The organism is Pilosibacter fragilis (genome assembly GCF_032490495.1).
Classification (GTDB): domain Bacteria; phylum Bacillota; class Clostridia; order Lachnospirales; family Lachnospiraceae; genus Pilosibacter; species Pilosibacter fragilis.
The window spans coordinates 155,708-179,256 of record NZ_JAVYJB010000003.1; the positions used below are offsets into that span (position 1 = coordinate 155,708).

Sequence of the window (23,549 nt, forward strand, 5' to 3'; positions counted from 1 at the left end):
ACACCAGCCAGAATTTTCTTCGGCAGTTGTTCTAGAATTTGATGCTGTCCGCAATTTTCAGGCAGTCAGTTTTTCTGATTCAGCTGATCCAGCACGTCCTGGACCGTCATATATTCCACATGTTCCGGCATCTCAATCGTCACGCCGAACCGGTCATCCACTTCCGATATAAAGTATACGATCAGGAAGGAATCAAGCCCGAGATCACTGATCAGAAATGCGTCTTTTTCGATCGGTGTGTCGATGTACGCTTCCAGGATCTCTCCGAGAATTTTCAGTTCTTCCTGTTCTGTCAGATCATTTTTTTGAGGATCCATTTACCCACCTCCGTTTATGTGCTCCCAGGATCTGAACATCCAGGAAGACGAAGTTACGTTCCTTTTAGTATAACGCTGAAATGTCTGGTTTACAATGATTTTCCTTTCAAAAAGATGCCGCATGCCAAATCGGCAAAATCCACTCCCACCACTGTCCTGTACGGAATTTTCAGTTCAGAAAATTCCTTCCCGTGTACAGTAATCTGCAATGCACACCAGTATGAAATTGCTTGCCGCCGCGAACATCTATGCCAGGCATATGGATGTGCCAAGACATATTTAGAACATGATTTTCCGAGATATAAAACTCATTCCACTATAAGAAATCCCGGGTTCTGCTGTCCTGTCATAGCTCCGATTTCTGTTAAAATTACTTCTCAAAATTTGAATATTTTGGAAAAAGGTATGGACGAAACATGATTTTTGTGAGAAAATGAAACGGGTATGATGTGATTTTTTTAACGAGCATTAAGAACCATATATTGAAAGGAGTCTCAACATGATTTATTCACATGAAGTAGAACAGATGTGCACGGTTGCGCAGGGCGTGAACCATGGCGCAGCTCCGATCCCGGAGGAAGCGAAATGGGTACAGTCTAAGGAAATCAAAGATATTTCCGGTCTGACACACGGGATTGGCTGGTGTGCTCCGCAGCAGGGTGCCTGTAAGCTGACCCTGAATGTAAAAGAGGGTATCATTCAGGAAGCACTTGTAGAAACCATCGGATGTTCCGGTATGACCCACTCCGCAGCTATGGCAGCAGAGATCCTTCCGGGCAGAACGATCCTCGAAGCATTAAACACTGACCTTGTCTGTGATGCGATCAATACAGCAATGAGAGAGCTCTTCCTCCAGATCGTTTACGGAAGAACTCAGAGTGCATTCTCCGAAGAAGGTCTTCCGGTCGGCGCAGGCCTTGAGGACCTCGGTAAAGGTCTCCGTTCTCAGGTTGGTACCATGTACGGTACTTTAAAGAAGGGACCGCGTTACCTTGAGATGGCTGAAGGCTATGTAACCGGTATCGCTCTTGACGCTGAGGACCAGATCATCGGCTACCAGTTCGTAAATCTTGGTAAGATGACTGACTTCATCAAAAAAGGCGACGATCCGACAACTGCTTACGAGAAGGCAAAAGGACAGTACGGCCGCGTAGCAGATGCAGTGAAGATCATTGATCCGCGTCAGGAGTAAAGTAAAATTTCACGCCTTGCGGGAAATTTTACGCTGCGCAAACGGAGCAGCGCAAAGTTCGCGTTTCCCGTTTTCACAATGAAGAACTGACGTAACATTTCCGTGAGTTTTAATGGAAGAAGGAGAATAAAATGGCATTATTTGAATCCTATGAGAGAAGAATTGATAAGATCAATTCCGTATTAAACAGCTATGGCATCGCATCCATCGAAGAAGCTGAGAAGATCACAAAGGATGCTGGCCTTAACGTATATGATCAGGTAAAGAAGATCCAGCCAATCTGCTTTGAGAACGCTTGCTGGGCTTACACAGTAGGCGCTGCGATTGCGATCAAGAAAGGCTGCCGCCGTGCTGCAGATGCTGCTGCTGCGATCGGTGAAGGTCTTCAGGCTTTCTGTATCCCGGGTTCCGTTGCTGACCAGAGAAAAGTAGGTCTTGGACATGGTAACCTCGGTAAAATGCTCCTTGAGGAAGAGACTGACTGCTTCTGCTTCCTTGCAGGACACGAATCCTTCGCTGCTGCAGAGGGTGCGATCGGTATCGCAGAGAAGGCAAACAAGGTTCGTAAAAAACCGCTCCGTGTCATTTTAAACGGTCTTGGAAAAGACGCTGCACAGATCATCTCCCGTATCAACGGCTTCACATATGTTGAGACAAAGATGAACTACTATACCGGCGAGGTTGAGGAAGTATTCCGCAAATGCTATTCCGCTGATCCGGAAAGCCCGCGTGCAAAGGTAAACTGCTACGGTGCTAACGACGTAACAGAGGGCGTTGCAATCATGTGGAAAGAGGGCGTAGACGTTTCCATCACCGGTAACTCCACAAACCCGACACGTTTCCAGCATCCGGTTGCAGGTACATACAAGAAGGAATGCGTAGAAAAAGGCAAGAAGTACTTCTCCGTAGCATCCGGCGGCGGCACAGGCCGTACCCTTCACCCGGATAACATGGCAGCAGGTCCGGCTTCCTACGGTATGACAGATACCATGGGCCGTATGCACTCTGACGCACAGTTCGCAGGTTCCTCCTCCGTTCCGGCTCACGTTGAGATGATGGGTCTGATCGGTATGGGCAACAACCCGATGGTTGGTGCGACAGTTGCTGTTGCTGTTTCCGTACAGCAGGCTGCTGATGAAGGAAAGTTCTAAAAAATCCTTATTTTATGGGACTTTTTCAAGTCGTTTATAGTGTGGGATAGTAATAAAAAGTCGTTCATTTGTCGATTATTTGTATACCACACTTGTATACCAAAGAATCTGGGGCTGCCGCACATTAGTGCGACAGCCCCAGATTCATGAATTCAAATGATCTTCTTTCGGATAAAATCCTGTTTTATGTTCTTTTCGTCTATTCCGGCTGCTCCTGTTTTTCCTTCAGCTCCCGCAAAATCCCCAGAACAATCACTACTCCCAGCACAAAGGTCAGAGCATCTGCTACCGGCTGGCACAGCTGCAGACCTCGGATTCCGAATTTCACCGGAAGAACAAAGAGTGCCGGGATCAGGAATAATCCCTGACGTCCTGCTGCCACAAGGGAAGCGCGGAAGCCATATCCGATCGTCTGCGTCATCATATTGGACATAACGATCCATGCCGACAACGGCAGGGTAACGCACTGGAAGCGCAATGCCCAGGTTCCGATCTCGATCACATCAAGATCTTCCTTCCGGAAGATCCGCATGATCTGCGGAGCGCCGACAAAGCTTACGATCGAAAGTGTCACCAGAAATACCACAGCGACCTTAACGCAGAACCAGAAAGCTTCCAATACGCGGTCATACCGTTTCGCACCGAAATTGAATCCGCACACCGGCTGAAAGCCCTGTCCGAAGCCGATCATGGCCGAACCAATGAACATCATATAACGGCTCACAATGGAAAGTGCTGCGATCGCTGCATCTCCGAACGGATTCGCCGCTACATTTAACGCCGCGGTTGCAATGCTAGCAACGCCTTGACGACAAAGTGACGGGATTCCGCCATGGAGAATCTCTCCATAGAGTGAAAGAGACAAGGTGATCTTCCCCGGTTTGAGATGGACACAATCCTTTCTCAAAAGGCTCTGGAAGAACAGGATTCCAAAGCTGATGCACTGGCTGAGCGCCGTTGCCAGAGCCGCACCGGAGATTCCAAGATTCAGGCCAAAAATAAGGATCGGATCCAGGATCATATTCAGGATCCCACCGGTTGTGATTCCGATCATGGAATAAACGGCAAGTCCCTGAAACCGGAGCAGATTATTCATAGAAAGGGCTCCCGTCATGACAGGTGCTGCCATCAGAATGTATTTCGCATAATCCTTCGCATATGGTGCAATCGTATCGGTGGCCCCTAAAAGGCGCACCAGCAGATCCAGATTCGGCAGACAGATCGCCGCAAACACAAGTCCTACAAAAATAGCCGTATAAAAACCGGTGGAGGCGATCCGCTCGGCCTTCTCCTCATCCCGGCTTCCAAGGACTCTGGAAAGATAATTTCCGCTTCCCATTCCAAGTGTAAATCCAAGTGCCTGGATCATCGCCATCAGCGAATAACTGACGCCTACCGCTGCCGATGCACTGGTGCTGATCCGACTGACGAAGAAGGTGTCCGCCATATTATAGATGGATGTCACCAGCATACTGATGATCGTTGGGATCGCCAGACTGGGGATCAGCCGGGAGATCGGGGTTTCTGTCATTTTGATATATCGTTCTTCCTGAGTCATGGGACTCCTCATGCTTGCTTCCTCCGTATCTTATTTTTTTACAGATATGCAACCTACTTCTTCGCGCAAGTGTGCTTTCTCGGCACAGTCGTGCCTTTTTGATCCACAGAAAGCTCCTGTGAATCAAAAGAGCCGCCGACGGAAGTCCTCTTCCACAGCAGCTCTTTATCATCCGGTCAAGATCGGTCCGGTCTTGACCCGCCTCTTTTTATTCTGCTTTCTTACTGCTCAGATACTCATGGATTCCGCGCGCTCCTGCTTTTCCTGCCTCCATGGCAAGAATAACGGTAGCAGCACCTGTCACAGCATCTCCGCCTGCGAATACACCCTCGCGGGATGTCTGGCCATTCGCCTCATCTGCAACGATGCATCTGTGCTTGTTGATCTCAAGTCCACCTGTTGTGGAGGAGATCAGCGGGTTCGGGGAAGTACCGAGAGCCATGATGACGGTATCGACATCGATGGTGTAGTCGGAACCTTCGATCTCTACCGGACGGCGTCTTCCGGATGCATCCGGCTCGCCGAGTTCCATCTTTCTTACAGTCATGCCCTTGACCCAGCCCTTTTCATCGGTCAGGATCTCCGTCGGGTTTGTTAAGAGGTTGAAGATGATTCCCTCTTCCTTTGCGTGGTGAACTTCCTCCGCTCTTGCCGGAAGCTCAGCCTCACTTCTTCTGTATACGATATGAACCTCCGCACCGAGACGGAGAGCGGTTCTCGCTGCATCCATCGCAACGTTTCCACCGCCGACAACAGCAACCTTCTTTCCTGCTGCGATCGGGGTATCGTAGTCATCGCGGAACGCCTTCATCAGGTTGCTTCTTGTGAGGTACTCGTTCGCGGAGAATACGCCGTTCGCGTTCTCGCCCGGGATTCCCATGAATCTCGGAAGACCGGCACCGGAACCGATGAAGACAGCCTTGTATCCCTCTTCATCCATCAGCTCATCCACCGTTACAGACTTGCCGATAATTACGTTTGTCTCGATATCAACGCCGAGCTTCTTCACATTCTCGATCTCCGGCTGTACAACGCCCTGTTTCGGGAGACGGAACTCCGGGATACCGTAGGTTAAAACTCCGCCCGGCTCGTGAAGTGCCTCAAAGATCGTTACCTCATATCCAAGTTTCGCGAGATCACCTGCACAGGTAAGACCGGACGGACCGGAACCGATGACAGCGACCTTGATGCCGTTTGTCTTCTCCGGCTTCTCCGGAACGACACCGTTCTCTCTGGACCAGTCAGCTACGAAACGCTCGAGCTTACCGATGGAGACAGCCTCGCCCTTGATGCCGCGGACACACTGGCCCTCGCACTGGCTCTCCTGCGGGCAGACACGTCCGCAGACAGCCGGAAGCGCGGAGGATCTGCCGATGACCTTTGCAGCCTCTGCGTAATTTCCTTCTTTTACTTCTTTTACGAATGCCGGGATATCGATCTTAACCGGACATCCCTGTACACATCTCGCGTTTTTGCAGTTTAAGCATCTGGACGCCTCTGCGACAGCCTCTTCTTCATTATATCCATAGCAGACTTCCTCGAAGTTCGTTGCGCGAACCTTCGGCTCCTGCTCTCTTACCGGGACTTTTTTCATTCCATCCATGTCATTTCCTCCATATCACCGATCATTCGCTGCAGTTACCGCATCCGCCGTGGTGGGTATCGCCCTCACGGAGTTTTAAAAGTGCACGGCCTTCCTCAGTCTTATACATCTGCTGACGTTTCATTGCTTCGTCGAAGTTTACGGCATGTCCGTCAAATTCCGGTCCGTCTACGCAGGCGAATTTCACCTTGCCGTCTACGGTCACACGACAGGCACCGCACATACCGGTTCCGTCTACCATGATCGGGTTTAAGCTTACGACTGTCGGAATCTCAAGTTCTTTTGTGAGAAGACATACGAATTTCATCATGATCATCGGTCCGATCGCAACGCAGACATCGTATTTCTTGCCCTGATTGTTGACAAGATCCTTGATGACCTCGGTAACCATTCCCTTGTGTCCGTAAGAGCCGTCATCTGTTGTCACATAGAGATTTCCGGCAACAGCCTTCATCTCCTCCTCAAGGATCAGCAGATCCTTTGTCTTGGATCCCATGATGACATCAACATCGATCCCATGTTCCTTTAACCATTTTACCTGCGGGTATACCGGAGCGGTTCCGACACCGCCCGCAACGAACAGATATTTTTTCTTCTTTAATTCTTCGATATCTTCTTTTACGAAATCAGACGGATTTCCAAGCGGTCCGACAACGTCGCGGAAGGAATCTCCGGCCTGTAACGCGGACATACGCTCTGTGGACGCGCCCACTGTCTGGAATACGATGGTGATCGTCTCCTTCTCACGGTCATAATCACAGATCGTAAGCGGAATGCGCTCGCCCTTCTCATCCATCTTCACGATCACAAACTCACCCGGTTTGCAGTTCGCGGAAATTCTCGGGGCTTTTACGACCATCAGATAGATCTTATCTGCAAGCTTTTTTGCCTCTAAAATAGGGTACATATCCCATACCTCCTGTTTCCTGAGTCTTTCTGCACCTGAGATTTTCGGCACAGAAATCATACGATTGCAGCACAATGGCTGCTTTCTCATCCATCACACACTGATTGCAGATCTGACTCCGATGTGTTTTCGGATATCAGACCATTCACACACACTTATTGCCCGCTGTTCTTACAGCAATACGGCAATATTAGAGATATTTTATCATCTTTTGCCTGGATGCGCAACATAGTTTCCTTTATTTTTCTGTACTTCTGTATCACTTTCCTGTAACGCAGTGATTATTTGTAACTGTTCAGTAGTTCTGCGCACTTGCTGCGCTGACCGTAAGAAAACATAGGCTGGAAGGCAAAAATCCCATCAGCGAAGCTGATCTGGAATGGATTTTTGCACGTAACTATGAAGGTACTGAATAGTTACGATTGTTTTCGCAAGCAAGCTTCTTTTCTGAAGCCAGCATCTGACAACTCCTATACTTCTCCCATCGCCAGTGCTTTCTTCCCGGTTCTCTCATATCTCCGGAATTCATAGCAGAGATCAAAGTATGTCTGTTCGTCGCTGTCCGCCGTTATCTCCCAGTCCGGCTCTTTGTCCAGATTCGGAAGCCAGGTATCTGCCATATACTCGTAGTCGATCCATGTAATGTGGGCAGTATCGCAGTACGGGAGGAACGTCTCGTAAATTTCAGCGCCGCCGATCACAAAAATATCCTCTGACTTGAACTGCTTTAAGTATTTCAGGGCATCCTGCAGATTATGAAAAATCTCGCATCCCTTTGCCTTGTACGCCTCATCCCTTGTGAGGACCACGTTTATCCGCCCTGCCAATGGCTGTCCTGCCGGAAGACTTTCCAGTGTCTTTCTTCCCATGACGATCACTTTTCCCTTTGTCTCCTCACGGAAAAGCTTCTGGTCATCCGGGATCGTCACCAGGAGTTTTCCTCTGTTTCCAATGGCCCAGTGTTTATCTACTGCCGCAATGATATTCATGGCTGCTTTCCTCCTTTTCATTCATGCATTCCCGCTCGACAACTTTTAGCGTCGCCGCCGCGTTTAAAAGGAACGCGAAATCCGGCTGTTCTTCCTGCTTTACGCCTTTGTGATACGTCGCCAGCATGACCTTAAGGCGTTCTTCCTCTGTCGGGTATTTTTTGATGATCTCCACGATCTCATCTTTTGTCCGCTTCAGTCCTGCCTCCAGATAATCCCATACCCGGTCCGTGGAAAATTCTTCCTTCTTTAAGCCCGGAAGCAACGCTGTTCCTGCGTCCTCCGGTGTCAGGATTCCCACATGTGTAATGAAGATCCGCTTTGCCCCCGCACGGCGCAGCTTTTCTACCGCGTCCAGGGACATCTGGTATCCGACGAGGTAGCAGGGCATATACACCTCGCTAGTGGTCACGCCCACCGTCTCGCTGGCAAAGACCACATCGTGGTCCACCATGTAGGACAGGGAACATTTTGTGTGTCCAGGTGTCTCGAATACCGTGATCTTATGATCACCGAAGTCTAGGACATCCCCCTCTTTTACGACCTTGTCCACCACAAGATCCTCGTCCCGGTAGTCCGGGGCTTTTTTCAGGCCTGCCCCCTGGGCCGCCGCGTCGGAAAGCTCCCGCATCGTCTTTTTCGCTGACAGCTTCTCCAGGATCCTCTTCGCGTAGGCACTTCCATATACCACAAGATCCGGCCATTCCTTTCTGAGAAACGGAACGCCGGAGATATGGTCATAGTGGGAATGGGACAAGAGAACCGCGTCCAGCGGCTGATCTCCCAGTTCCCGTTTAATATTTTCGATCATTCTGTCCGCGGAGTAGGCCATTCCGGCGTCAAAGAGCACGTTCTTCTCACCCTTAATGAGATACGCCGCCCGGCTCGCGTCCCCGCAGACGCAGACGATATAATCATTTTCCATTTTTTTATCTTTCTCTAATTGATTATTATTTGACATTGCCTGTACAAATATAAAATACCACCCGCTTATTAGTTGGTGGTATCCACTATCTTTTATATACTTAGCCAGACAATCATTTGGCAGGCGTACCATTCTCCTGCATCTCTCGGGTTTCCCCTGTCAAGCCATCGGCGTGTGGACGGGTACGAAATCTTCCACCTCAAACGATCATCTGGGTAAAGCCTGATTAAGTTATGCTTAGTATATCAATTTTATTCCCGTTTGTAAAGAATCCTTTTATTTCTCAGAAGTCTTTTCCATTCTTTTTCATTGATTTTCATAAACGTAATAATAGAATTCTTATATTCCGGCTTATCTGTCGATGTCTTTAATCTCAAAACTGTTTTAAACTGTTTCTCTTTTGATTCTATAATTTGTTTTAAAATCAAAGCTGTATCAGGTTTGTTCGCTTCAATAATATAGTCAGGATGCTCAACAATCTCTTTTAAGTATTCACAGTATTTTTCATAATCATCAGGATGTCTTTCCTTCACATGACCAACTCGCTCATCTGTAATAATCACTTCGTCTGTAATTATGTATTCTGATATGCACCTATAAATTTTCACATCAATTTTTCCAACAATATACAATACAAATACCTCTTTTATCGGGTTTACTTATAAGATTTCATAGACTCTGGCATATAAATTGCTAGAAGCACCAGAAAATAAAGATGTTCAGAACCGCTAAACTAATAGATAGCTTGGGATAGAAATATGAAACACATATCAACAAGTAATTTTTATTATGTATATCGTAACAGATTTACACGCACATTGCAATGCTTCTTAAAATCATCTTGTGTCTGCAAGAAAAAATAGCTATAATGGGAATGCATCCGGTATATATGGAATATATGCCATATCCGCCAGACTTTAACCAAGGAGAGAAAACATTATGATAAAATTTGAACGCACAAGCGTCATGAACTTTGAAAATGCCATGCGCGGCGCAAGAAACCCGCTGAACAGCTGGGGACGTATGGACAGCAGCTATGATGAGGACGGAAACTTTGTCTTTGGACCGAACGATCTCGATCTTGCGAAGCGTCTCCGCATGGCTGGAAGCGACCACAGAAAGTTTATCCGCCAGATCTTTGTATCCGTGGATATTACGGCTCCGCTCTACTGGTGGAAGGAATATGACACCTACAAAGTGGCGACTGTTGCAAACTCCACAAGCACCATGCATAAAATCCACTCCAAGCCGTTCGACATCGATGATTTCAGCCATGATCATATGACTCCGGATACGCTCGCTTATATGCAGACCGTTGTAGACCGCCTCGAACAGATCCGTCTGAAATACATGAACGAAGGAAAAAATAAGGAGGACTGGTACGACATGATCCAGCTTCTCCCGTCCAGCTACAACCAGATGCGCACCTGCACAATGAATTATGAGACACTCGTCAATATTTATCATGCGAGAAAGGCTCACAAGCTTGTGGAGTGGCATACCTTCTGCGACTGGATCGGGACTCTGCCGTATGCAAAAGAGCTGATCATTGCGGACTAATTTTTTTGTGATAACTTCATAACTTGAAAAAGAATGTACCTTGGCACATTCTCGCGCCTCGCGCGGTCGCTTGCGACAATCTACGTCTTCGCGCGAGTGCGCATCTTTGTGCCTTTTTATGTAACAGGGAATTCCTCTGAATTTCCTGTTACATAAAAAACCGCTGCCCGGCACCTTAGTTATGGTGCCGGGCAGTTTTTGATCATATCTTATCATAAATTGATCGGGACCAGAATCTCTTTCTGCAGCGCCAGAGAGTAGATCACGGCTTCCTTCACCTCTTTCCCGGTGATCTGGGCAAGTGCCTTTGCGTAGTAGAAGAGCTGGATCTGGTAGCGGTCCAGAAGTATATTCTCTCCGCCTTCTTTTACCCGGTCTGTCTTGTAATCCACAAGTACGAGACCGTCATCCTCCTCGAACCAGGCGTCGATGATACCCTGTAACAGGATCAGCGCATCGGAATCCGCCTTGTTCATCTCTCGTGCAGGGATACCCACCACAAACTGGCTCTCTTTCCGCAATTTTCCGTTCCGGTCCGCCTGTTTCATGCGGGCTGCAATATCTGAGTGGAAAAACTTCGTCAAAACGCCCGGATAAACCATATCGATGGCGGTCTCCTGCATCCGCTTTTCCTCACGGATCCGGTCGAGTTCTTTCACGATATCATCGTAACCGGAAATTTCCGCGAAGTGGATCAGCTCCAGGGCACGGTGGTAAGCGGTACCGCGGTCGGAGGCACGCTTTATTCTGGCTTTTTCTTCGGCCGCTGTATCAGACATTTTATCAATAATTTCTGAATCTTCTTTTTCCCTGACGTTCTTAATCAAAAACGCACTCTCCGCGTCATCCACAAACTGCCCCTGTTCCTTAAGCTCCGAAACTGACATCTTTGCGTGCAGCGCAAGGTCCGCCGCGTAAGGATATTTTACCCCGATGAGCCCCGGAATTTTCTCCGGCTGCGCTTTCCGCAGCTGTTCCAGTTCCAGATAGATCTTTGCCTTCTCCTCCTGGTTCTTCGCCTCCTCCACGAGAAGGTCCTTCACCGGAACATTCTTCACATCGAGGGTGTTTTTCGCCCCGTTTGACGCCATCAGGATCCAGTCCAGATAGGAGGATGCCGCGCTTAAGATCGTAAACGGCAGCGAGCCGCCAGCCGGGATCCCACCCCATTTTTCCAGCTTGTTGTCCATATACTTGTCGCCTGCGGTGATGATCAGTTTTTCCTTCGCACGGGTCATGGCAACATAGAGGATACGAAGCTCCTCGCCCATGTTTTCCAGATTTGACCGTCTCGCCAGGACATTTTTCTTTAACGTCGGTGCCTTGACCTTCTTCTCCGGGTCGAAGAAATCCGCTGCGATTCCAAGCTCCTCGTCGATCAGGATCCGTCCTCTCGCGTCCTGTCTGTTGAATTTCTTCCCGCATCCGGCTAAGAACACCACCGGGAACTCCAGACCTTTGCTCTTGTGGATGCTCATGATCCGCACCGCGTCGTCATGTTCCCCGGAGCGGGAAGCCTCACCGAAGTCGGTGTTGTATTTTTTTAACTTCTCGATGTACCGGATAAAGTCGAAAAGTCCCTGATAACTGGTCTTCTCGTAATCTTCCGCTTTCTGCACCAGCATGGCGAGGTTCGCCTGCCTCGTCTTTCCTGCCGGCATGGCGGCGGCGTACTTGTCGTACCCGGTGAGGTCGAAGATCCGGTAGATCAGGCGAGAGACCGGGAGGTACATAGATTCTTCTCTCAGAGTCGTCAGGAGATTTTGGAATGCTGCCAACTTGCGATAGATAACCGCATCTTCCTCCGATTCCCCGTGTTTCTCCAAATATCTTTTCACCGCCCCATAAAATCCAACGTCTTCCCCGCGGTCCGGATCTTTCTTGAATTCCGCCATCACGATGGCCAGCTCCCGGTCCTTCATGCCGCCGATGGGCGACTTTAACACACCAGCTAACGGAATATCCTGCATTGGATTGTCGATGAGTGCCAGCATGTTGAGCACGGTCTCCACTTCCACCGCCGTGAAATATCCGGTCCTGGAATCCGCGTAGGCGGGGATCCCTGCTGCCCCAAGGACACTTAAAAATTCCTCGGACCACCCGGAGAGACTGCGGAGCAGGATCACGATGTCCTTCTTCTTTAACGGCTCATACTCCCCGGTCTTCCCGTTAAAGATCTTCATCCCGTGTTCCGGGTCCGTGAGTTTTTTGATCTCCCCGGCGATAAGTCTCGCCTCCGCCTCCTTCGCGGTATAATCCGCCTTCTCCTCGTCCATGCCGTCAAACAGCGGATCCCCGGTATTTAAAAGCAGGACCTCCGTCTTCGCCTGACCGTCCACCGGCAGTGCCGGAAATTCCGCCCCCGGATACAACGCCGCGTCATCCGTGTACTTAATATTGCCAAGCTGCTTCGTCATGATCCGGTAGAACACGTCATTGATGCTGGAAAGCACCTCCGGCCGGCTTCGGAAGTTCTTGTGGAGCTCAATCTTCTGGTACAGCCCGTCCTCTTTCCCGTAGGACTCATACTTTTCCAGAAACAGCTCTGGTTTCGCGAGACGGAACTTATAGATGCTCTGCTTCACATCACCCACCATAAACACATTCGGCGTCCCGAACCGCTCCCTGGAAACACAGCGGATCAGCGTCTCCTGGACCTCGTTGCTGTCCTGGTATTCGTCCACAAGGATCTCCTCGTAGATCTCCGAGAGTTCATCCGCCACCAGTCCCGGCTTATGATCCAGGCTGCCTCCGGTGAGGACTTCCAGCGCAAAATGTTCCAGGTCATTAAAGTCCACCAGGTTTTTCTCCTCCTTCGCCTCCTGGAATTTCGCAGAAAACTCCTCCGCAAGCTCCAAAAGCATCAGGATCGGCTCCCGGCAGGCGTCGAGATCCGCGAACACCTCATCGATATCTCCTGGAAGGTACAATGCCTTCATCTTCTTGATGCCGTCCTTTGCGAGGTTCCTGTAGGCCGCTGCCTGTTCTTTCTTCTCCGGGTCCATATTTTTTCCCCGGACAGCCGCCAGCCTTCCAAACTTCAGCTCCTCAAGGCACTCCGCAATCTCCTGGTAAGTCCCGGCTTCCCTGAGTTCTTCCATTCCCCGGATGTCTTCCGCTAACATCGGTGCATATGCCTGGGGACCGTCTTCCTCTGCCGCGAGATCCGCTGCCTCGTAAAGTCCGTCTAAGAATTCTTCCGCCTGGCGTTTCACATCCTGGATCAGATACTTCATCCATGCGGTCTCCTCCATAGGATCCCCATCTTCACCGGTTCCGCCAGCCCAGAGTTCCTTCCTGCAGGCCGCGATCCACTCCCCCGGCCACGGATTGCTCTGGGAGAACTCCCATACCTTTAAAATATACTCTTCCAATCCACCGTCTGTCCGCCCTGTGGCGTAGGTATCCACAAACTTTATGAACCGCTCATCTTCCCTTCCGTAATATTCCTCCAGAAGCTCCTTCATCACATCGGCTTTTAAGAGCATCAGCTCGCCTTCGTCCGCCACCCGGAATCCAGGATCCAGGTCCAGCTCGTGGAAATGTTCCCGCAGAAGGTTTAAGCAGAAGCTGTCGATGGTGGTGATCTTCGCGTGGTGGATCAGCGTGTTCTGGCGCTCCAGATTCCTATTCCCCGGATCCTCGTCCAGAAGCTTCCCGAGTGCCGTCTCCACACGCTCCCGCATCTCCTCCGCCGCCGCGTTCGTGAAGGTCATGACCAGCAGCTTATCGATATCCACCGGGTGTTCCGGGTCTGTGATCATGCGGATGATCCGCTCAACGAGGACTGCCGTCTTTCCGCTTCCTGCTGCCGCCGAGACAAGGAGATTCCGGTGTCTCGTCTCAATGACTTTTTTCTGCTCGTCTGTCCACTTTGTCGCCATTACAGAATCTCCTTTCCGTCATTTTCTTTTCCAGGCGATTTCTTTTTCCCGCTTTCTATGCCCTCTAAAGTTTTCTTCTTCGTTTTACCGGGATCCAGCTGTACAGGATCGACCTTATCTGCAGCATCTTCCACTGCACCGGAATCCATCTCTTCCCCATCTTCTTCCTGGTCGATCTCCTTCCAGATCTCCTGCGCCTTCATAGGCTTAAATCTCCGGAATCCATACCCATCAGTCTTCAGATCAAACCCACACACACTGTGGTACGGACAGTAATCGCACGCCGTCCGGTTCCCCTGCTTGTAGGGATCCACTGCCACATTTCCATCCAGGATCTCCTCGCCCATCTCCCTGAGCTTCTGGTTTACATAATCTGTCAAATGGGCAAACCGTTTTCCTCCAGCCACAGAGGACTTTAACTCCTGCACATACCCGTCCTTCAGTGCCACCGGGATCACATCTGATTCCTTCTCGATCTCCCGGTCCATATGCCGGATCACGTCGAGACTGCTGTTCACGAGACCATTCATGCGGAGCTTCCTTAAGATTCCCGCCTCGATCTCCTCGTCCGTCATTCCGTCCTCCCGGTCGATCACAGGATCATCGATATGGTAATAGAAGATTCCCGCCGGAACCGCCTGTTTCCCCGGATGCCGGCTCTCCTGGAGCTTTAACGCCGCGTCCATGTAGACCACAAGCTGAAGCTGCAGCCCATGGTACAAAAGCGCCAGGTCAAAGGACGTGCTTCCCGACTTATAGTCCATGATCTTCACATAGATCTTGTCCTCATCCTCAAACACGTCCATGCGGTCGATCCGCCCGCGAAGGTTCACGGCTTCCCCATCCTTCAGCGGGATCCGCGTGCTCACATCCACCTCGAACGCCTCCGGCTCAAAATCGCCCTTCCGGATCTGGTAGATCAGCGCACGCACCGTCCGGTCCGTGATCCGCTCCACCTTTTTTTCCAGGTAGGCGTTTCTCGCGGAACTCTTCATGATCGTGTTCCGGTACTTCGCGGAGACTTCCTCCACCGCCCGCTTCACGAGAGCTCGCCGCTCCGCGTCCGTGATGGTCCGGAAATCCTTTCCATGGTCACGCACATTGCGGAAAAAGGTGTCCAGGGACTGGTGGAACAGATTTCCCATGTCGGAGAGGTCCAGCTCATACTCTCTTCCCGCCCGGAGCCCAAGTCCATGATTCAGGAAGTGGGAGTAGGCGCATCCAGCGTAACCTTCCATTCTCGTCACACTGCCCCTTAAAAGTGTTCCGTAGAGCTCTCTCGCCGCCGCCCGGCCAATGCCGCCTTTCTTATAAGAATAGGCCACGGCTTTCGCGAGATCTTCCATCTCCTTCGCTTTCGCCTCATCGGAAGACAGGAAACTGTAAAGCTCCCGCGCCTTCTCATTCTCCGGATCCATCAGCCGGTCCGGCTCCTGAAGCCAGGAAAGTATGGCTCTTCCCGCCGCCGTCACAGAAATATCCGGTCGTTTTTCCGCTTCCGTCTCCCGGATAAAGAGGTCCGGGAACCGTTTTTTCATCTCCCCGATAATTCCGGACGGCCGTGTCTGTTTTCCCTCCGCCGTCACCGTCGGGTAAGATAAGATCAGCTGATCCGACGGCTTCGTCATCATGAGATAGAGGTAAAATCGTTCCATAAAGCCCTCTTCCCTGGCCGTTGGTGCCAGCTCCATAGAATTCTTCTTTAGGATCTCCCTCTCATTGTCCGTAAAAAGACCGCCTTTCGAGTGGTCCGCCGGAACCACGCCCTGGCTCACACCGAGGAAAAAGAGGACCTTGATCTTATCGAGTCTCGTTCTCTTCAGGTCACCGCAGACCACCCGGTCCGCCCCCGCGGGGATCATTCCCACAGAGAGCTCCGAAAAGCCCGCGGAAAGGATCTCCGCGTACTCTCTCCTTGACACGCACTCATCGCCCAACAGGCTCTTAAACTTCTCGAAAAGCTCGATGACAAGACCATAGATCTCCTCGTACTCCCTCGCCTCCCGGTCCATGCCGGAATCCGCGAACCTCTCCGAAAACTGTTCCAGCTTTTCCTCGGCTCCCAGGGTCTCCAGGAGCTCTTTTAAGGCATCCGTCACCACCGCCACCGGAACTCCCCGTCCGGCGCAGCGCTCTCTTAAAACACGGAGCGGTTCCATGATCTTCTCCCGGAACGCATTCATCTCCACAAGATTTAAATTTTCTCCGCCCTCAAAGGTCTTCTCCCACGCCGCGTCCCACTTCGCAAATCCCCGGATCCCCATGGCCCGCACATAGATCTCCAGCCGGTCCACGGCCTCCGTCTCCTCTGTCACGAGCCCGGTCCTCAGATACCGGAACATGCTCTCATAGTCAAAGCCCTTCTGCAAAATATCCAGGGCGCTCTGGATCAGCCGGATCAGCGGATTTCCCGACACATCCCGGTTTTCATCTAAGAACAGCGGGATCCTATTCTCTTCAAAGCTTCTCGTGATCTCCCGGCCATATCCCGGAAGATCCCCGCAGACCAGGGCGATATCCCGGTAGCGGTACCCGTCCTTTTTCACCAGCTCCTCGATCCGGTTCGTGATAAAGTCAATCTCATCCGCCGGGTCCTTTGCCTGAACCAGCATGATCTCTCTCTCTCCGCCGTGGTACCGGGTATACGGATAGCGGAAAAACGTCCGCTCCAGATGATCAAGAGCCGGGCTGTTCCGGAACCGTACAAGCGGGCGTTTGGAAAAGACGAGGTCCTGGTAAATTTTCCCCCCGTTCTCCTCCGCCAGCTGTTTCAATTTTCCTGTCATTTTCCGGCTCATATCAAAGAGATCCGTCTCATCCGACTCTGCCGTAAGATCCATCCCCGGCTCCATCGTTGCGGACACCGTCACAAAGACATTCCGGCAAAGTTTCAGTAAAATCCCGATAAGCCGGTACTGGATCGGCGTAAAGCCCGTGTATCCGTCTAAAACCATGGTGCTGTCCTTCAAAAGGGCAGACTGGTCCGCCACCCGGCAGAGCACATCAAGAAGTTCCTCCAGCGTGATATATTTCTCCTTCGTAAACTCCCGGAACGCCTCAAAGATCACTTCCATATCCGAGAGCTTCGCAGCCAGAATCTGTCCCACATGTTCCCCGGCTGTCTGCGCCTTTAAATCCTCCGGAGTCGCCCCGTACTGGTAGAGCTCCGAAAGCATGGACTTGATCTCACTGATAAATCCCGGGCGGTTTAAGTGGGCAGAAAACATGGTGAGCTCGTCCATCTTTTCCCCGGCAAGCTTTCTGAGGACCATATTTTTGCCCGTATCGTCCAGCACCTCCGGCTGCGGCAGGGAGATCTCCGAGAAGATCCGGTAGGCCAGGCGCTCAAAGCTCACGATGTCGATGTTCAGCGTCCCGTGGTTCGGGTGGAGTCTCACGATCTCCTTCTGGGCCTGCATCGTCGCCTGCTCCGGCGTCACCACAAAAAACCTGCCCTCCGGTTCCTTCGCGGACAGCTCGATGATCTTCCTGTATATATATTCTGTTTTTCCGGCACCGGAACCGCCGGCGATAATGCATAATCCCATGTTATCCTCCTGCTATATGAAAAAGAATGTGCCTTGGCACGTTTCCACACCGTGCACGCTCTTCTGTGACCGTCTGCGCCTTCGCTCGGTATGCGCATCCGGACACTCGGAACATATCATTCTCTCTCAACCGTATATGCTCCGAAGGGAATTGTCAAGTTCTTTATCGCGCAGCTACCGGAGTCGGATCTTTCTCCTACGTCTCTTCTATCGGCTCCGGGATCATGAATCTTTTTCCTGCAGTCCTCATAGAATATACAAAATATTTCGTGAAAAGGATCTATTCCATGAGTTCAAAAACAAAGATCATCGTCCTCAGAATGAAGGAGATCATCTACACCGCGCTTTTTATCGGCTTTGCCATCGTCCTCATCATGCTCTTCCTCTTTATGTTCCGCCCGAAGAAGGACAACATCTCCGGGAGCACGGCAGACCAGACCGCCGAGAACGCCTCATCGGCCGCTCCTGCCTCCGCTACATACGTTCCGGGACTTTATTCGTCCCCCATCGTTTTGGGCAGCGAGAACGCCAATGTGGAGGTCACAGTGGACCGTACAGGGATCCGCTCCGTATCTCTCGTGCCTTTGAGTGACTCCGTCGAGACTATGTATCCCCTGATGGCACCCTCCATGGATTCCATTGCGGCGCAGATCCTGGAAAACCAGAGTCTTGAGGGGCTGGAGTATCCGTCCGGATCCCAGTATACCTCCATGGCGCTGGTGTCGGCGGTGCGGACGGCGCTTTCCAAAGCAGTTGAACAGTAATATTGAATCCCGGTGATTTCTATTCTGAGACCACCGGGTATTTTTTGTTACAGTTCAGCCATGCGCTGGTTTGAATGAGAAAGTGTGTTGCAAGCTTGCTTGCATAAGCACTTTTTCATCCAAATCAGCATATGGTGGAACCACCAAGCTTCTTGTTTTCATGAATATGGAAACAAGAAGATGTAATGACTGAACTGTAACATTTTTTTCATATTTTTTTAATAACCTACTTGACAAATCGATTTTCCTCCTGTATACTCTTCACCATGATAACAATTTACCACGCTAAATCAGAATCTTGTTAACACGATAAATCAATCAGCATACAAGGAGGAACCAATCCATGAAGAAATTAAATCAGCTTCTCATCTTAGGTACAACACTTTTATTATCCGCTGCGGCACTCACCGGATGTTCCGGTTCCTCCGCAATGGGCGCTACGATCCCGCAGACAACTTCCGGAGAGCCAGCAACTCCTCAGACAGACGCAGGAATCATCGCATCTGAGACCACCGGTTCCAACAACCGCCTGAACGAGATCTTAGAGCGCGGATACATCGAGATCGCAACTGAGCCGTACTTCGCTCCGAACGAATTCATCGATCCCACAAAGAGCGGCGAGGAGGCCTACACAGGTTCTGATGTTGAACTTGCAAAGTACATCGGTGAGGCACTCGGTGTTGAGGTCCGCTTAAAACCGATGGACTTCACAAGCGTTCTCGGAAGCATCACGACCGGAAAATATGATCTCGCGATCTCCGCCTTAGCCTACACACCGGCAAGAGCTGAGACCATGAACCTCTCCAAAGGTTACTATTTCGGAGACGAAGATCCGCAGACAGCATACGGCATTCTGGTCCGCAAGGAAGATGTTGACAGCATCAAATCCTTCGACGATCTTGCAGACAAGGTGGTCGTTGCCCAGAATGGTTCCCTTCAGGAGCAGTTCGTACAGGAGCAGATCCCGGCTTACAAAAAATACAACCGTGTTTCCTCCACAAACGATGGTTTCCTGATGGTCGAGGCCGGAAAGGGTGATGTGATGGTCGCAGCCCTCAGAATGGCAAGATTATATCTGGAATCCAACCCGGACAGCAATCTTGTGATCGTCCCGAACCTGTATTTCAAAGTTGATCCTGAAACACAGGGAACAAGAATCGGTATCCCGAAGGGTGAGGATGCCCTCACAGACCGGATCAACGAGATCATCGACGAAGTCGTTGAGAAAGATCTTTACAATCAGTGGTACGATGAGTATACAGAGTACGCGAAGAGCCTTGGCATTATCGAATAGTTCGATCCTTTGATATAACCCCGCGGCCTCGGTCAGGCCGTACCCCTTCACCGGCGCCTCCCCGGGTGCCGGAAGTTATCGTCACAGAGGTCCCCCCTGATCTTCTGTGACAAAAAGATGATCCGCCAGGTAATCAGCGGATCATCTTTTTTGTTCCGTCTTATCTGCCGCAGACACACCCGCGGGATCTGGTGATCCGGTCTGTCCTGCCGCATTCATTTGTTTCTTCCTACACTTCCCAGTCAGAATCCAGAAAACCTTCCCCGTAGACTTCCTGAGCCTCAGAGACGATCATAAACGCTCTGGGATCGATATCATAGACGATCTTCTTCGCCTTGTAGAACTGCTTTCTGTCCAGAACACAGATCACGGTCTTTCCATCTTCTTTCCGATAAGCTCCTTCGCTCTTTAAAAAGGTACAGCCGCGCTCCAGCTCATCCATCAGCTCATCGGCGATCTCCTTCGGTTTTTCTGTAATGACCGTTATCATGGTGCTCTTATTCATACCATAGAGGATCACATCGATCACATAAGTTCCCACCACCATGTTGATGAGTCCATAAAGACCGGATTCGATATTCCGGAATACCACCATGGAAAGCAGGATGATCACAAGGTCCGTCGCCATGATCGCTTTTCCGGTCTGCATGTGCGGACGATACTTCTGTAAAAGCTTTGCGGCGATATCGCCTCCGCCTGTGGTAGAGCCGCGCATGAATATAACGGCAAGACTGATTCCGATCAGCACTCCGCCGAAAAGGCAGGATACCATCTTATCGCCGGAATACACCGGAAAATACGGTGTCACCAGACCATCCAGAATCACGGTCATGATCGCAACTGTCTTCAGTGTTTTGATCGTCTTCTCCTTTCCCAGATAGATCCAGGACGCGATCAGAAGCGGAATATTGATCAGAAATGTCAGGGTACCGATTGGGAGATTCGTCAGACGGTTTAACAGGATCGCCATACCGCTGGCTCCTCCCGGTGCGATATCAATGTTGTTGATAAAGCAGTGGAGAGCGACGGCCTGTACAAAGCCGCCCGCCACATCTGCCAGAAGATCCAGAGCAAGCTCTTTTCCCCTCATCTTTTCCATAAGATTACCCCCTTATATCTGCCAGTCTGAATTCATCTAATCCCGATATAATTCTTCAAATAATTCCACCGGCACATACGCCTTCACATGGATCCCGTCATCCTGATACTCCTCCGAAAGAAGCTGTCCGCTCTTCCGGATCGTCTGGATCCGTCCGGCATCCCTGTAAGCGAATACCTTCTCAAAGTAGATCCTGCGGTTTCTCAAAATTATGGCAAACAGATCCAGCAGTTCCTCAATGCCCTCTCCTGTCTTTGCCGATAATTTCACTTTATAATCCGCGGACATATCCCTGCAGGCGGTATCTGCGTCCGGGCGGTCCACCTTGTTGAATACCGTGATGATCTCCTTGTCCTTGATGTCCAATCGGCGCAGAGTCTCATAGACCACATGCATCTGCATGTCCATCTGCGGGTTCGAACAGTCCACCACATGAAGGATCACATCACAGTACCGCGCCTCCTCCAGAGTGCTCTTGAACGCCTCCACCAGATGGTGCGGAAGCTTTCTGATAAATCCTACTGTGTCCGTCAAAAGGACCTTTTCCCCGCCTGGAAGCGTCAGCGCCCTCGTCGTCGGATCCAGGGTCGCGAAAAGCTTATCTTCCGCCAGGATCCCGGCTCCTGTGAGCTTATTTAAGAGCGTAGATTTTCCGGCGTTCGTGTAACCCACAATGGCCGCCGTCAGCGTTCCGCTCTGCTCTCTCTGTTTCCGTACCACATCCCTGTGGCGCTCCACATCCTGGAGTTCCGATTTTAACTGGCTGATCCGCTCGTGGATCCGTCTTCTGTCCACCTCAAGCTTCGTCTCACCCGGTCCCCTCGTACCGATTCCGCCGCCAAGTCTCGACAGGGAATTCCTGAGACCCACAAGGCGGACGGCGCGGTATCTTAACTGCGCAAGTTCTACCTGGATCTTCCCCTCTCTTGTCTTTGCACGGGCGGCAAAGATATCGAGGATGATCATCGTCCGGTCCATGACCTTCGTGTCCAGAGCGTCCTCCAGGTTTTTTAACTGTGCCGGGGAGAGCTCATCGTCGCAGACAACGCCGGTAGCGCCGGACTCCCAGACCATCTCCTTCAATTCCTGGATCTTACCTTTTCCGAGGTATGTTCCCGGATGGATATTTTCCCGGTTCTGGATCACGACTCCCACGGTCTCAGCTCCCGCGGTCTTTACAAGCTCCCGAAGCTCCTCCACGGACTCCTCCGTGTCATCGGAGGCGTTCGTGCTGGCAGCAAACAGGATGACCCGTTCCTGCTGCTCACCGATCTCTATCAATTCTGCCATTCTTTCTCCTATCTTGTCACGAGAAACGCGATCTCATGATCTGCCTTCTCGTCCTGTCCATACTGCTCCTCGTAGCTTCGGAACAGCTCCAGCGCCTTCTCATACTGGCCCAGGTACTCATAACACACGGCCTGGTTGAAGGCGATTTCTTTCTTTGCCCGGTCATCAGAGAGGGCAAGTCCCGCCTCCGCGTGCTGCAGCGCTTCCTCATAATTGCCTTTTTCCATCGCAGCCATCATCCAGCGGTTGTAAACTTCCGTGCTGGAAAAGCCCTCATCCACGAGAGTCTGGTAGAGCTCATCCGCCTTCTCCTCGTCTCCGGCAGTCATATATGCCGCCCCCAGGGCTTCCATCGCCTCTGCGTAGCCTGTAACCTCATGTTTCGCATCCGCGCTCTTACCGGACTCCAAGCGGTTCTCAGCACCATCCTGATCCCCGGAATTCGCGAGGCTCACCGCGCCGAGGTAGTAATACTCGGCTCTCGGCTTATCCACCTTCGCCAGGGTATCATAAGTATACGCCGCGGCACCATAGTCCCCCAACATAAATTCTGCCTCACCGCGGTACTTTAATACATCGATCTCAAAAGAGGTCACCCGCGTTGTCTGGTCGATCAGGCTGTCAAACTCCGCGACAGCCCCCTCGTAATCACCGCTTTCCATGAGGGCGATGCCGTTCTCCCTGCTCTCCTTCATCTCACTGGTCACATGGCTGCAACCGGTGAGGAGGAGCAGCATACCGGATAGAAATAACGCTGATACAATGCTCTTTTTTATTTTGCTTATTTTTCTTGTTTTCTTATACTGTTTATACATTTTAAATTTTACGTTTTATTTCGTTTCTTTATATGCTTTGTAAAGTCTTTTCATGAACCTTCAGCTTCAGCACGCTCTGGCCTCGGGAATTCTTTCCCTTTTCTCCACATTTTACGCACGCGTCGTGCTTCCGAATCCACCATTTCTCACCTCATCGGCCTCATCATCCACTGTAATTCCGTACTCCACGAAAATCCCCTGGGAGAAGCCGGTTCCTGCCTCCACTTCCACGGTCTTTCCCTCTCGGCTGTCATTGGTGAGCTTCACCTGGATATGGCCCTCGTTGTCAGATCCGTAGTAGTCGCTGTCGATGATCCCGACGGTATTGTTTAACTGAAGACGGAACTTAAATCCAAGTCCGCTTCTCGGATAGAGCTTTAATACCCAGCCGTCATCGATCCGCGCCCGGATTCCTGTGAGGATCTTTGTCATCTCGCCCGGTTTCAGCGTGAACGCTGCCGGTGCGAAGAAATCATATCCGGCAGAGCCTGCTGTGGCACGCTTCGGAAGTCTGATCCCATCGTAGATTTCCCTGATCACTTCTTCTGTATCCTGCGGGTGTTCCCCCTGCCAGTCTTTTTTAAACTGCTCAAAGCTTACTTTTTCAAATTTTGCGATTCTCTGCATGATGTCTCCTCTTCGTAAATGGTCTC

General features: G+C 50.8%; 19 protein-coding genes. 5 read left to right on the forward strand and 14 right to left on the reverse strand.

Going from position 1 to position 23,549, the window contains the following annotated elements; all coding sequences use genetic code 11:
- Positions 1–65: 65 nt before the first annotated feature.
- Positions 66–317: an acyl carrier protein gene (locus ABCW45_RS03330; RefSeq protein ID WP_015553560.1), complete on the reverse strand. Its 252-nt coding sequence runs from the start codon at positions 315–317 to the stop codon at positions 66–68.
- A 499-nt stretch (positions 318–816) separates the two neighbouring features.
- Between ABCW45_RS03330 and ABCW45_RS03335 the strand changes: the two genes are divergently transcribed.
- Both ABCW45_RS03335 and ABCW45_RS03340 read left to right on the forward strand, forming a co-directional pair.
- Positions 817–1,509 (forward strand): iron-sulfur cluster assembly scaffold protein, encoded by a 693-nt coding sequence (locus ABCW45_RS03335; RefSeq protein ID WP_343220267.1) that lies wholly within the window; start codon positions 817–819, stop codon positions 1,507–1,509.
- 131 nt (positions 1,510–1,640) lie between these two features.
- The gene (locus ABCW45_RS03340; RefSeq protein WP_021904832.1) at positions 1,641–2,660 is read left to right on the forward strand and encodes a GGGtGRT protein; all 1,020 of its coding nucleotides are present in this window, start codon (positions 1,641–1,643) and stop codon (positions 2,658–2,660) included.
- A 199-nt stretch (positions 2,661–2,859) separates the two neighbouring features.
- On the opposite strand, the gene ABCW45_RS03345 is transcribed toward ABCW45_RS03340, so the two are convergent.
- From ABCW45_RS03345 to ABCW45_RS03370, 6 genes are all read right to left on the reverse strand, one after another.
- Positions 2,860–4,230 carry an MATE family efflux transporter gene (locus ABCW45_RS03345; RefSeq protein WP_343220268.1) on the reverse strand — a complete coding sequence of 457 codons (1,371 nt, stop codon included), beginning with the start codon at positions 4,228–4,230 and terminating at the stop codon, positions 2,860–2,862.
- 196 nt (positions 4,231–4,426) lie between these two features.
- Positions 4,427–5,821 (reverse strand): NADPH-dependent glutamate synthase, encoded by a 1,395-nt coding sequence (gltA, locus tag ABCW45_RS03350; RefSeq protein ID WP_343220269.1) that lies wholly within the window; start codon positions 5,819–5,821, stop codon positions 4,427–4,429.
- 22 nt (positions 5,822–5,843) lie between these two features.
- Entirely contained in the window at positions 5,844–6,728 is an 885-nt protein-coding gene (locus tag ABCW45_RS03355; RefSeq protein WP_015553565.1) for a sulfide/dihydroorotate dehydrogenase-like FAD/NAD-binding protein, read from the reverse strand.
- 470 nt (positions 6,729–7,198) lie between these two features.
- Complete coding sequence (locus ABCW45_RS03360; RefSeq protein WP_343220270.1) at positions 7,199–7,717, reverse strand: dihydrofolate reductase; 519 nt, start codon at positions 7,715–7,717, stop codon at positions 7,199–7,201.
- On the reverse strand, positions 7,692–8,642 hold the full coding sequence (locus ABCW45_RS03365; RefSeq protein WP_158553032.1) for an MBL fold metallo-hydrolase: 951 nt from the start codon (positions 8,640–8,642) through the stop codon (positions 7,692–7,694). The genes ABCW45_RS03360 and ABCW45_RS03365 overlap by 26 nt, the downstream gene beginning before the upstream one ends.
- A 251-nt stretch (positions 8,643–8,893) precedes the next feature.
- Positions 8,894–9,274: a PBECR2 nuclease fold domain-containing protein gene (locus ABCW45_RS03370; protein WP_117484779.1), complete on the reverse strand. Its 381-nt coding sequence runs from the start codon at positions 9,272–9,274 to the stop codon at positions 8,894–8,896.
- 307 nt (positions 9,275–9,581) lie between these two features.
- On the opposite strand from ABCW45_RS03370, the gene ABCW45_RS03375 reads away from it, so the two are divergent.
- Positions 9,582–10,202: a hypothetical protein gene (locus ABCW45_RS03375; protein WP_021904841.1), complete on the forward strand. Its 621-nt coding sequence runs from the start codon at positions 9,582–9,584 to the stop codon at positions 10,200–10,202.
- A gap of 212 nt (positions 10,203–10,414) precedes the next feature.
- Here the strand turns inward: ABCW45_RS03375 and addA are convergent, their stop codons facing one another.
- Positions 10,415–14,086, reverse strand: a complete 3,672-nt coding sequence (gene addA / locus ABCW45_RS03380) for a helicase-exonuclease AddAB subunit AddA (RefSeq protein ID WP_343220271.1) — start codon at positions 14,084–14,086, stop codon at positions 10,415–10,417.
- Positions 14,086–17,634: a helicase-exonuclease AddAB subunit AddB gene (gene addB, locus ABCW45_RS03385; protein WP_343220272.1), complete on the reverse strand. Its 3,549-nt coding sequence runs from the start codon at positions 17,632–17,634 to the stop codon at positions 14,086–14,088. The genes addA and addB overlap by 1 nt, the downstream gene beginning before the upstream one ends.
- A 287-nt stretch (positions 17,635–17,921) precedes the next feature.
- On the opposite strand from addB, the gene ABCW45_RS03390 reads away from it, so the two are divergent.
- On the forward strand, positions 17,922–18,398 hold the full coding sequence (locus tag ABCW45_RS03390; protein WP_015553573.1) for a hypothetical protein: 477 nt from the start codon (positions 17,922–17,924) through the stop codon (positions 18,396–18,398).
- Between the two features lie 54 nt (positions 18,399–18,452).
- Here the strand turns inward: ABCW45_RS03390 and ABCW45_RS03395 are convergent, their stop codons facing one another.
- Positions 18,453–18,635: a hypothetical protein gene (locus tag ABCW45_RS03395; protein ID WP_215704049.1), complete on the reverse strand. Its 183-nt coding sequence runs from the start codon at positions 18,633–18,635 to the stop codon at positions 18,453–18,455.
- 106 nt (positions 18,636–18,741) lie between these two features.
- Between ABCW45_RS03395 and ABCW45_RS03400 the strand changes: the two genes are divergently transcribed.
- Positions 18,742–19,692, forward strand: coding sequence for a substrate-binding periplasmic protein (locus tag ABCW45_RS03400; protein WP_343220273.1), 951 nt, complete (start codon positions 18,742–18,744; stop codon positions 19,690–19,692).
- Between the two features lie 229 nt (positions 19,693–19,921).
- On the opposite strand, the gene ABCW45_RS03405 is transcribed toward ABCW45_RS03400, so the two are convergent.
- The 4 genes from ABCW45_RS03405 to ABCW45_RS03420 form a co-directional block, all read right to left on the reverse strand.
- Positions 19,922–20,791, reverse strand: coding sequence for a YitT family protein (locus ABCW45_RS03405; RefSeq protein ID WP_343220274.1), 870 nt, complete (start codon positions 20,789–20,791; stop codon positions 19,922–19,924).
- Positions 20,792–20,827: 36 nt separating this feature from the next.
- Complete coding sequence (gene hflX / locus ABCW45_RS03410; protein ID WP_117567394.1) at positions 20,828–22,081, reverse strand: GTPase HflX; 1,254 nt, start codon at positions 22,079–22,081, stop codon at positions 20,828–20,830.
- 8 nt (positions 22,082–22,089) lie between these two features.
- Positions 22,090–22,896 carry a tetratricopeptide repeat protein gene (locus tag ABCW45_RS03415; RefSeq protein ID WP_117470796.1) on the reverse strand — a complete coding sequence of 269 codons (807 nt, stop codon included), beginning with the start codon at positions 22,894–22,896 and terminating at the stop codon, positions 22,090–22,092.
- A 111-nt stretch (positions 22,897–23,007) separates the two neighbouring features.
- On the reverse strand, positions 23,008–23,523 hold the full coding sequence (locus tag ABCW45_RS03420; protein ID WP_021904848.1) for a dCTP deaminase/dUTPase family protein: 516 nt from the start codon (positions 23,521–23,523) through the stop codon (positions 23,008–23,010).
- Positions 23,524–23,549 lie beyond the last annotated feature (26 nt).

What these genes read in the sequence shown, in the direction of transcription:
- ABCW45_RS03400 (WP_343220273.1), top strand. Translation starts at nt 18,742, where the DNA reads ATGAAGAAATTAAATCAGCTTCTCATCTTAGGTACAACACTTTTATTA.
- ABCW45_RS03375 (WP_021904841.1), top strand. Translation starts at nt 9,582, where the DNA reads ATGATAAAATTTGAACGCACAAGCGTCATGAACTTTGAAAATGCCATG.
- gltA (WP_343220269.1), bottom strand. Translation starts at nt 5,821, where the DNA reads ATGGATGGAATGAAAAAAGTCCCGGTAAGAGAGCAGGAGCCGAAGGTT.
- ABCW45_RS03345 (WP_343220268.1), bottom strand. Translation starts at nt 4,230, where the DNA reads ATGAGGAGTCCCATGACTCAGGAAGAACGATATATCAAAATGACAGAA.
- ABCW45_RS03335 (WP_343220267.1), top strand. Translation starts at nt 817, where the DNA reads ATGATTTATTCACATGAAGTAGAACAGATGTGCACGGTTGCGCAGGGC.
- addB (WP_343220272.1), bottom strand. Translation starts at nt 17,634, where the DNA reads ATGGGATTATGCATTATCGCCGGCGGTTCCGGTGCCGGAAAAACAGAA.
- ABCW45_RS03365 (WP_158553032.1), bottom strand. Translation starts at nt 8,642, where the DNA reads ATGGAAAATGATTATATCGTCTGCGTCTGCGGGGACGCGAGCCGGGCG.
- ABCW45_RS03355 (WP_015553565.1), bottom strand. Translation starts at nt 6,728, where the DNA reads ATGTACCCTATTTTAGAGGCAAAAAAGCTTGCAGATAAGATCTATCTG.
- hflX (WP_117567394.1), bottom strand. Translation starts at nt 22,081, where the DNA reads ATGGCAGAATTGATAGAGATCGGTGAGCAGCAGGAACGGGTCATCCTG.
- ABCW45_RS03330 (WP_015553560.1), bottom strand. Translation starts at nt 317, where the DNA reads ATGGATCCTCAAAAAAATGATCTGACAGAACAGGAAGAACTGAAAATT.
- ABCW45_RS03415 (WP_117470796.1), bottom strand. Translation starts at nt 22,896, where the DNA reads ATGTATAAACAGTATAAGAAAACAAGAAAAATAAGCAAAATAAAAAAG.
- ABCW45_RS03390 (WP_015553573.1), top strand. Translation starts at nt 17,922, where the DNA reads ATGAGTTCAAAAACAAAGATCATCGTCCTCAGAATGAAGGAGATCATC.
- ABCW45_RS03340 (WP_021904832.1), top strand. Translation starts at nt 1,641, where the DNA reads ATGGCATTATTTGAATCCTATGAGAGAAGAATTGATAAGATCAATTCC.
- addA (WP_343220271.1), bottom strand. Translation starts at nt 14,086, where the DNA reads ATGGCGACAAAGTGGACAGACGAGCAGAAAAAAGTCATTGAGACGAGA.
- ABCW45_RS03420 (WP_021904848.1), bottom strand. Translation starts at nt 23,523, where the DNA reads ATGCAGAGAATCGCAAAATTTGAAAAAGTAAGCTTTGAGCAGTTTAAA.
- ABCW45_RS03360 (WP_343220270.1), bottom strand. Translation starts at nt 7,717, where the DNA reads ATGAATATCATTGCGGCAGTAGATAAACACTGGGCCATTGGAAACAGA.
- ABCW45_RS03405 (WP_343220274.1), bottom strand. Translation starts at nt 20,791, where the DNA reads ATGGAAAAGATGAGGGGAAAAGAGCTTGCTCTGGATCTTCTGGCAGAT.